The organism is Priestia sp. 53B2, from assembly GCF_056099005.1.
Genome location: NZ_JBLZXA010000023.1, coordinates 68,562 through 78,584 on the forward strand (window position 1 = coordinate 68,562; position 10,023 = coordinate 78,584).

Consider the following 10,023-nt stretch of genomic DNA (forward strand, 5'->3'; position numbering starts at 1 on the left):
TAATTTTTAACTTATTTTCATCTTTAAATAATAAGTAAGGTAATATAAGAACCGTTCGATAACCCTTATAGGATAAGGTTCATTGAACGCTTTTACTTTTCTAGAAACTCCATTATAGTAACTAAATCTGTATATTGTGCCGATGAGAAAAGAGGAATAAGAACAACTCTATTTTTCTTATCCGCAGCACAACATTTAAGAGAACAGAATTTACTTGTAGCCCGTATAGGTTTATATTCTTTTCTGCAGATTTTACACTCTTTAATTGAATGTTTAATATAGGCTTGTCCTTTACATGATTGAGAACAGTATTTTGCATTCTTATTGTAGCTTTTAAATTCAGAATTACATATCTGACAAATAAATTGGGCCAAGATTAAATTCACTCCTTTCGTGTTATCTACCTAAAGGCTGAACCACATAACTTTTCTAATGGGAATTTGTTTATTTTTTCCTATAAATTTTGTTTGACAAGTTATTATATTCTGATGATAATTAAGAAGTCAATGATAATGATTTTCATTACTACATAGGAGTGTTAGGCATGATAAAACAAATCTTTATTAGTTTAATAGTAGTAGGTCTGGTAGTGATTTCCGGAATTCCTACTAATTCTTTTGCAAAAGAAACTAATCCTAAAAAAACAGCTAAGCAGTCTATTCAATATATAGATAAGGCTATTTCTGATACGAAAAGGGGAAATTTAGACGGAGCTAATCAATCGTTTCAATTATTTAAACGAGAATGGACGCAAATGAAGGCAGGTATTCAACAAGATTCTTTATATGCTCATGGCAAAATTGAAAGAGAAGTAGCTGCCATATCTATAGCCTTGTTAAATGAAGATAAACAAAAGGCTGAAGAATCTCTAGAATCACTTAAGAGTTTCTTAAATCAATATAGCAAGGGCCAATTGACAGCCAAACCACAATCAGATAAAGAAGTAAGTCTAGCCTCGTATGTGAAACTTTTAGAAAAAACTAAAAAAACTTTAGAAAGAAAGGATATACCAAAGGGAAAGGCTCAAGTACAAGAATTAACATCCCAATGGCTAAGTGTAGAAGGGAATGTTGTAGGAAAATCTCAGGTTGTCTACAATAATTCTGAAAGAAGATTAGTAGAGTTGGATTCATCTTTAAGTAATCCTAAAGAGATTAAAAAAAGTATTGAAATTATAGATAAAATGATTATTGATTTAAAACCATTAGTTAATACTTCGTATAGTATGTGGGATGCGGCTCTTATTCCAATTAGAGAGGGAGTTGAAGCCTTATTAGTTATTGGAGCTCTCCTTGCAATTACCAAAAAAGGACCTTCAACTAAAGGGAACCGTTGGGTTTGGGGAGGAGCCTCATTAGGTATTCTTTGTAGCTTAGTAATTGGCTTTTTAGTTACTTATGTTTTAAACTCTGCTACCTTCGGCCAAAATAACTTTCTCATCAATGGTTTTTCAGGGGTAGTTGCCAGCCTCATGCTTTTATATGTTAGTTATTGGCTACACAGCAACTCAAATGTTGAAAAGTGGAACAAATTTATCAATGGAAAAACAGCCCAAGCTCTTAGTAATGGAAAGATGATTTCATTCGCAATACTAGCATTTTTAGCAATTTTAAGAGAAGGGATTGAAACAGTTCTCTTTTTAATTGGTATGGCTAGTCAAATGTCTTCCTCACAATTAATTTTGGGAGTAGCCATTGGTTTTGGAGTTCTGATTGCTATTGGAATTTTCATGTTAAAAATTGGTATCAAATTGCCATTAAAACCATTTTTCTTTATTTCTAGTATTATCGTGTTTTATATGTGTCTCAAATTTATGGGGTCAGGTGTACATAGTTTGCAGTTATCAGGAATCGTTCCTTCATTAAGTACAAATGTCATTCCAACCATTGATGTGTTAAGTGTATACCCTTCTTGGTATAGCACATTGCCACAACTTCTTATAATTGGATTTGCTTTATCAATACTTATCGTTCAGAAAAGGAAACAAAACAACAAAAACAATACAAACAAAAAAAACCAGGGGGTTATTTAACATGTTCTTATCTAAAAAAATTACTTACACTGCACTTACCTTATCTTTACTAACTGTACCAGCTTTAGGGGCATGCAGTAATTCGACAGCTTCTAGTAATCAGAATGATACGAAACAAACAGCTAGTCAAGAGAAGGAAAGCAAACAAGATACTTTAAAAAATAACGTAAAGAAAATGCAAACTACGCTTAATAAACTGCAGAATGGTTTAGAGAAAAAGGATCAAAAACAAATTAAGAAGTATGGGAAAGAGCTTTATAATCAGTGGCTATCTTATGAAAATAACATTCGTGAGAAATACCCACTTTTATACACAGATACAGAAAAATATATCCTTCCATTATCTACTGAAATAGAAAAAGACTCAATTGACCAGAAAAAGGTGCAAGAACTAAGTGTTCAGCTAGATCGTTCGTTAGAAAATCTAAAAAATGCGAAACAAACAGCAACAAAAACATCGGAAGCACTGAAAAAGGCTGTTAATAATTATAAATCATATGTTAATGACCAAACAGAACAGTTAGTAAAAACGACTACTACCTTTACAGATGCTGTGAATGCAGGAGATCTAGAAAAGGCGAAAGCTTCTTATGCAGAAGCTCGTGTATATTATGAACGTATTGAACCAATTGCTGAAAGCTTTGGTGACTTAGATCCAAAAATTGATGCTCGTGAAGGTGACGTTGATAATTCAGAATGGGGAGGATTCCATCGCATTGAAAAAGCAATGTGGAAAGACTCTTCTTTAGAAGGAATGAACACATATGCAACTCAACTAAACAAAGATGTAAAGGATTTACAGCAACGAGTAAAAGAAGTTAAATTAGAACCTACACAAGTAGTCGCTGGTTCAATGGAACTGTTAAATGAAGCTGCTATTTCCAAAGTGACTGGGGAAGAGGAAAGATACTCTCATATTGACTTGGTAGATTTAGCTTCAAACGTCGAGGGCTCTCTGGCTGTCTATCATGCTGTGTTACCAATTCTGAATGAAAAAAGTCCAGATCTTTCAGAGCAATTAGATAAAGAATTTAATCAACTAACAGCTACCTTAGGAAAGTATCAAAAAGATGGAACGTATCTCCCATACACAGAACTAACGAAGGAACAGATTCGAGAACTGAGTCAACAGTTAAATACCTTATCGGAATCTATGGCCCAAACAGCTGAGATATTTCAATAAAAAAGGAGAATGAACGTGAAAGAATCAAAGAGGTCTAAACAATACACGCGTCGTGATATGTTAAAAATGTCAGTACTAACGGGTGTAGGTGTTGCGGTAAGCACAAGCAGTATCGGCGTTCTAGCTAATATGGCTAATGGGCTAGGAACTTCAAGCGAGAAAGCCTCAAGCAATTCTGTGGATGATTCTATTATTTCTTTTAATGGAAAAAACCAAGCAGGAATTGTAACGCCTCAGCAAACATATGCTTATGTAGCTGCTTTTGACTTATTAACAAATCAAAAGGATAAAGTTATAGATCTTTTCAAGAAATGGACAGTTTTGAGTCAATCTATGACTCAGGGGAAAGTTAACGAAGACAATAATAATGATTGGCTTCCACCAAAAGATACAGGAGAAGCACAAGATTTAACTCCTTCCAGATTAACCTTAACATTTGGCTTTGGTCCTTCTTTCTTTTCTAAGAATGGAGAAGATCGTTTTGGTTTAGCTGATAAGATGCCTAAACATCTTAAAGATATTCCAGCAATGCCAAAAGATGATTTGCAAGAGCCTTTTATAGGAGGAGACATTTCTGTACAAGTTTGTGCAGATGATCAACAAGTAGCATTTCATGCTGTACGAAACCTTATTAAATCAGCAGTAGGCATAGCAGAGGTAAAATGGATGCAATCTGGCTTTATTAGCGCTCCAGATGAGAAAACACCACGGAATCTATTTGGCTTTAAAGATGGTACGGCAAATGTTTCTTCTACTGATTCTGAATCCCATAATCGAATCATTTGGGCGAATAATTCAGAGCCAGCGTGGATGCAGGGTGGAACTTATATGGCTTTCAGAAAAATTCAGATGTTTTTAGAGGTATGGGATCGATCATCTCTTAAAGACCAAGAAGACACGTTTGGTCGAAAAAAGGCTAGTGGGGCTCCTTACGGAAAAGTAAAAGAACACGATAAAGTAAGTCTTATGCAAATGCCTCCTACTTCTCATACGGCTTTAGCTAAAGGGACAAAACAAGAGATTTATAGAAGGGCGTACTCCTATACAGATGGGGTAGATCCCAAAACAGGGAATATAAATGCAGGACTTATGTTCATTAGTTACCAAAAGAATCCTGACACGCAATTTGTACCAATGCTCAAGGTGTTGTCTCAACAGGATAAATTAAATGAGTATACGAAGCATATAGGCAGTGCAATATTTGCTTGTGCTCGTGGAATCCGTAAAGGAGAGTACATTGCACAGTCTTTATTAGAATAGGCTCATAAGAATTTTATTGGGATAGATGTTAATGTTTAAGTACTAATATAGATAAGAAATGAGGTGATTATAATGATAGGAGCTGGAAGTGCGGTTTTAATAGGGGTAACAGCCTTAATTATATTTGGTCCCAAAAGGCTTCCCGAATTAGGACGTTCTGCTGGTAAAACACTTCGTGAATTTAAGAATGCAACCCAAGGAATTATGGAGGACCATGATAAAGAGGATAAAAAATCATTAAAAAGCGAAGTGAAAGATGACAAAACATCTCTTTAATAAATTGAGATAAGTTATTTTTTGATAAATACGGAAGCCAAGTTCTTTATATGAAGAGAACTTGGCTTTTTACAATATTTGGTTTGTTGACTAAGATTGTGCAATACCACTCATTAATATAAAAGAAGTGATTATAACGTAAGAGTAGTTTATTCTATAGTGTTAGAAACTTGATATTTCGAATCTTCATCAAATTAAGAAGAATTAGTAACGCTCAAGCGTTTCAAAGCTATCCTTTTTGTAAAATAACCAAAAGAATAGCTTTTTTTAAAAATCAGATATATTTCTCAGTTTAAATAGTTTACAAATAAAAATTTAACTTAGAGTTGTAACTCTAAGCTATCTGAAATATTGGAATGTAAAGGGTGAAATTGGTACCTATTTATAATGAGATGACGTAGGGTCACACGATGGTTTTGCGGTATTTGTTGATTGCGCTAACTTAGTTAAATAGTAGCATTCTTCCCTCATCATATGATCGGCCATTAAAGCAGAAAATGTACTAAGCATTTCGTTTGATAGTTCTAATTCTTCGATCTCATGAAGAAATACTTGAAATAACTCTATTTCTAACTTAACGTCTTTGTTCATTTTCTTTAATGCTGGAAAGGATTCAAGGTTGGTCCTTAAATAACCAGTTAATTCTACAGCCTTCAGATAAAAATGTTCAAAATGGCTAGAAAATTGCATACTCTTTTGTTTTAGTTGCTTTTCTACTGCATCAAGACTATCGGAAATAGCTCCAGCATGTCCCGCAGCATCTAATGTCCATAATAAATGATGGTGAAGCTCATGAAAGATGGGTGGAATTTGTTGTTGTTCTAAGTAGCTAAGAATTAATAAATACTCATCCAGTTCATTGATCATATGGTTTAGAAAAGTAGGTGTAAGATGAATCGCAAAGTCAGTTGTTAAGTGCTTTTTTAATAAGGATAGTTTAAATTCTTTGAGTGCTATTGTTTGAGCTTTAGCTTTCATTGTAATGCTTTCTAGGTTGTTATGTTCTGCTTTAACTTTCTCTAACAAACTATTAAAAGTTTGGATGAAAGTTTTAGCCATTTGTATTTCCTCTTCCTCTTTTTCTGCCAAGGCATCTAAGATAAATTGGGAATGGTCTTTCAAAATTCGAATCCAAAATTCATGTTCAAAAATTGCATTTTGAGTATAGTTACTATTCATTATTTGCCTCCTTTAATAAGATATTCACTTTCCATACATATTAAAGAAAACCTATTTATATTAATATATAAAAGAAAATCTAACACATTTAAGCTAAATCTTTTATCAAAACCAAAATACATTTTATAAAAAGCAGTTATATTTCATTTTTATTTTCAGTTATAAGAGTAAAGTATAAAGAGGCTCTCTAATCTTCCTTGCTTCAAGTTGACAACATGCTAAAAGAAAAACCTACTGCTTTATTCCGTATCAGTAGGTTTTCTTTGTGATACATAAGTTATTATCACTTGAGCAAACTACTCAAGATGTACAAGATCATCACAACCTTCTAATTACGTCATGAAAAAAGCTATTGGTCCCTGATGAGCCAATAGTTTTTTTCTTTTTTAGACTATATAGAGTATACAACCTTAGTTACCATAATTCATGTTCTAGGAACCTAAAGAGCTAAATATTACAATCTTTAAAGCTCACTAAATAAAAGAGGTGCCATCAAAAAATACTGCCTAATTAGGCAGTATTTTTATCTTTTTATGAGAAATGACGATTAATTGTATCTTCAACTTTGTTTAACATACCTTTATATCCTTCTTCATCAAGATATCCAATACTTCCAAACAGTAAATGTTCTACAGTCTCAATTCCAGTGAAATCAAATATTCCAATGTCAGATGTTATTTTCAGACCAGCAGTCATTCCAATCTCATCGTAAACTTCATTAGGAGTGCCGTGAGTATTAATGATAAAGCCTTTTTTACCTTTCAAAAGCTTAATGATCCCTTCTTCACCAGGAGCATAAGCAAACCCGTATGCAAATACTCGATCTACATATCCTTTAAGAATGGCTGGAAGACCTGTCCACCAAATAGGATAAATAAATGTTATAGCGTCTGCTTCAGAAATAAATTCTTGTTCTGTTTTAATATCATTAGGAGTGTGTCCTGCTTTCATAGCTTCAGTATCTTCTGGTTTCAATACAGGTTGAAAATCTAGTGCATATAAATCACGTACAACAACTTCGTGACCGTTTTTCTTTAATGTATTAACTGTTGTATCCAAGATTGCATGGTTTAAGCTTTCTGGATTTGGATGTGCATAAACAATAAGATGTTTCATTTCAAATAACCTCCAAGTATTTATTTTCATTTGATTATTAGGGGGAATCTAATATTATAGTCTTAGACGTTTTTTTAAAAGTAGTCATTTTTTTATAACATAGTCACAAAAATAGAACCATAAAGAAGGAGAGGTATTGATTATGGCACGAAGTTGGTTCACTCAACCTCCAGAAGAGCATAAGGAAGTTTGTCCAGTTACACAAACTCAAGACATAATTGCAGGGAAATGGAAAATCATCATTTTATGGCATTTAAGCACAAAAACCAGGAGATTTAATGAACTTCAAAGGCTGCTACCTAATATTTCAAAAGGAATCCTAACACGTCAGCTAAGAGAATTAGAAGAAGACCAAATGGTACACAGAGAAGTATATAAAGAAGTTCCTCCAAAAGTAGAATACTCTTTAACACCCTTAGGGAAAAGTTTCCTTCCTATCCTGCATAGTATGGGCGAATGGAGCAAAAAATATTTAAAGAGTAAATAAACAGGAATATTACTCTTCCAAGGAAAAGAAGATTCTATTTCAGCTTTAAAGAACATCAAAATTAGAGTGTATGTAATATACAAAATCAGTTTAGTCGGGTAAGTTAGGGGCATCGCTGCCCCTGCCTCCCCTAAGAACCGTGCGAGTCCCTTTCAAGACACATCGGCTCAAGCCTCCCATTGCAGGTCCATTTGCTGTCGTATCTTCATCACATACCATAACGGTAAGTAAAACGTACGCCGACGCTCCAAGTGGAGGTATACATAACAGTACGTTTCTTTCGTCAAAAGATAGTCACAACCTTATGTTCCTACGAGAGACCAACGAGAAGTAGAATCCCTTTCGGGCCTATCGTGGGTTTGTCCGTCAGAACGATAGTATCCGTCCAGTTATACAGTTTCCTGCTTTCCTGTTCTCTTTCGAGGTAACGGCATTCGCTTTCTCTCGTATCCTTTACCCTCTATCACATTGTTTGACTTTACAGTCCTCCTACTGTTTACACAGATGACAAAGGGCTTACCAAGTTCCGCATCTTATAGATACGACGAGGTTAGGTGGGTTCTTTACTCCGGGCAAGATACGGGACGCGTCACAGCAGCTTTATGAATCTGCTTTTCCTCTTGCCAATACCCAGGCAAATCTGTGCACTGTCCTGAGCTAACACTTACGAAGCGTACAAACCTTCACTAATGTTCACCATACTCATCTTCCCCTAGCAGTGTTCCGAGTCGTGCACTGACTCTCTGTTTCCGCATTTCCGCATGCAACCCACGAGCCCGTTACCAGGCCCGCAGTTTTGGACGGGGATAGTTTTTGCGTCTAAACCAGTGGCGTAAGCCACACTATATAAAAGCGACTTCTTGTCGCACCATAAAACCTGTTTTCGGAACCCCTATTAAAAGTAATTTATACTCGGCTCTTATACAGAAGGATAATTAATAGTATTTTGAGCAAACTAATTACATGTAGAATTTCTAAAGAAAATCCACCTTTGACAAATCAGGTGGTTTTTTCTTTTTAATACATAAATTATTCATAACTTGATCAAACTACTCAAGATGGATTGGATCATCACTCTGCAACTACAACTACCCTTTTTCTGTTTTCAAGCTTTGGATTTTGCAGCAAGAATAGCTTTTTCGAACCTCACAACAAAGAAAAAACTTTTAGCTTAAGCTTTATTCGAACTATGTAAACAGAAAACCTACTTCCCCCCAAGAAATAAGTTTTACTGCTTAAAATCATACGATCCTTGTTGAAAAAATGATGTTTAACGATAAATATTCTTACAAAGATAGTAAAGATAATAGAACAATACAGTATATGTATTTTATATATACTTGCCTTAGACAAAAGCCACAAGTTTGAAGAAGTTTTGGTTTCCTCTCATAATAAATAACATCTTGGACAAACTAATCCAGAGGTCAATATATGATTTCAAAAACAACTTCTAATTACTCACTATTCATGAAAACAACTACTGAAGCATGGTCGGTAGTTGTTTCTGTTTTTATACTGTTTATGCACTTTTAGTTAACATAATGGATTTTATCAGAAATCAGTCAAGTCTCCTCTTCATTGGTCCGTTTAGCGCAATAAAAATCATGTATATTAGCCCTAATTGGAAGAATAATACTCTTATCTTTTAATTTGGAGGGGTCTATAATGAAGAAAGCACATATCTTAATTGTTAGTAGTTGCTTATGTTCCATCATTTTTGGTTCTGTTAATACTTACGCTTATACACCAGAAAAGCTTCCTGCTTCTCAATCATCAAACCATTGGAAAGTAATGATAGACAAACCCGATATTAAGAACTTGAAGGATAATGATGAGTTTAATACCTATAGTATCGATGTGAGAAACTTAGGTGCACAGGTTTATGATGCTACAGTAGAAATCTATAGAGATGAGCCAAATACAAATACTAAAAGCGAATTAATCACATTTAAAATACCTGATTCACAGAATTTCTTCCATCATCAAAATCAACCTATTTCGGTTGACTCAAAAAAGATTGAAGTAGTTGTAACGTGGAAAGAAGAACCCTTTAGAGTTATGAAGGATGGAAAGAAATATTCTGCACGAAAATTTAGACAAACATTTTTATTTCCACAAAATTAAACTTAAAAGCCCTCTTTGTTTAAAAGGAGGCTTTTCTTTATTTACTCTTCATTTAAATAATCACCATTTTCGGAAGGGAAATATGTATAAACATTTCAATTTCGTGTCCGCAAAAGTATACTTTATTGAACACTCCTTGAGCACCAATGCACACATTTGTGTTAGTTTTTGCTGAGAGAAAGAGTAACTTTAGGGTTGCTCTTTTTTTCGTTAAATGGTATAATTTCCAAAATATAAAGATTCTACATGGTTTTAGTTTTGTAAGATAAAACTTATCGGAGAACCGCCTTACTTTTGTAGGGCGGTTTTTTCGTGCTATTTTTTTGGATGGTATCCGAGGTTTGCATTTACTTTTCCAGTTAGTCC

General features: G+C 34.2%; 8 protein-coding genes. 6 read left to right on the forward strand and 2 right to left on the reverse strand.

All coding sequences use genetic code 11. The features are described from left to right. Positions 1-544: 544 nt before the first annotated feature. From ACN6NE_RS20140 to ACN6NE_RS20155, 4 genes are all read left to right on the forward strand, one after another. Positions 545-2,032, forward strand: coding sequence for an FTR1 family iron permease (locus tag ACN6NE_RS20140; protein WP_129707695.1), 1,488 nt, complete (start codon positions 545-547; stop codon positions 2,030-2,032). Between the two features lie 19 nt (positions 2,033-2,051). Then, complete coding sequence (gene efeO, locus ACN6NE_RS20145) at positions 2,052-3,215, forward strand: iron uptake system protein EfeO (RefSeq protein ID WP_474326864.1); 1,164 nt, start codon at positions 2,052-2,054, stop codon at positions 3,213-3,215. Positions 3,216-3,230: 15 nt separating this feature from the next. After that, positions 3,231-4,475 (forward strand): iron uptake transporter deferrochelatase/peroxidase subunit, encoded by a 1,245-nt coding sequence (efeB, locus tag ACN6NE_RS20150; RefSeq protein ID WP_438616522.1) that lies wholly within the window; start codon positions 3,231-3,233, stop codon positions 4,473-4,475. Between the two features lie 72 nt (positions 4,476-4,547). Next, positions 4,548-4,751, forward strand: coding sequence for a twin-arginine translocase TatA/TatE family subunit (locus ACN6NE_RS20155; protein WP_165351707.1), 204 nt, complete (start codon positions 4,548-4,550; stop codon positions 4,749-4,751). 378 nt (positions 4,752-5,129) lie between these two features. Here ACN6NE_RS20155 and ACN6NE_RS20160 read toward each other — a convergent pair whose 3' ends face one another. Both ACN6NE_RS20160 and ACN6NE_RS20165 read right to left on the reverse strand, forming a co-directional pair. After that, positions 5,130-5,930, reverse strand: a complete 801-nt coding sequence (locus tag ACN6NE_RS20160; protein WP_129707701.1) for a DUF2935 domain-containing protein — start codon at positions 5,928-5,930, stop codon at positions 5,130-5,132. A gap of 531 nt (positions 5,931-6,461) precedes the next feature. After that, on the reverse strand, positions 6,462-7,046 hold the full coding sequence (locus ACN6NE_RS20165; protein WP_209150434.1) for an NAD(P)H-dependent oxidoreductase: 585 nt from the start codon (positions 7,044-7,046) through the stop codon (positions 6,462-6,464). Between the two features lie 142 nt (positions 7,047-7,188). On the opposite strand from ACN6NE_RS20165, the gene ACN6NE_RS20170 reads away from it, so the two are divergent. Then, positions 7,189-7,533: a winged helix-turn-helix transcriptional regulator gene (locus ACN6NE_RS20170; RefSeq protein WP_013058343.1), complete on the forward strand. Its 345-nt coding sequence runs from the start codon at positions 7,189-7,191 to the stop codon at positions 7,531-7,533. A 1,665-nt stretch (positions 7,534-9,198) separates the two neighbouring features. Beyond that, complete coding sequence (locus ACN6NE_RS20175) at positions 9,199-9,657, forward strand: hypothetical protein (protein WP_129709766.1); 459 nt, start codon at positions 9,199-9,201, stop codon at positions 9,655-9,657. The last annotated feature ends 366 nt before the right edge of the window (positions 9,658-10,023 follow it).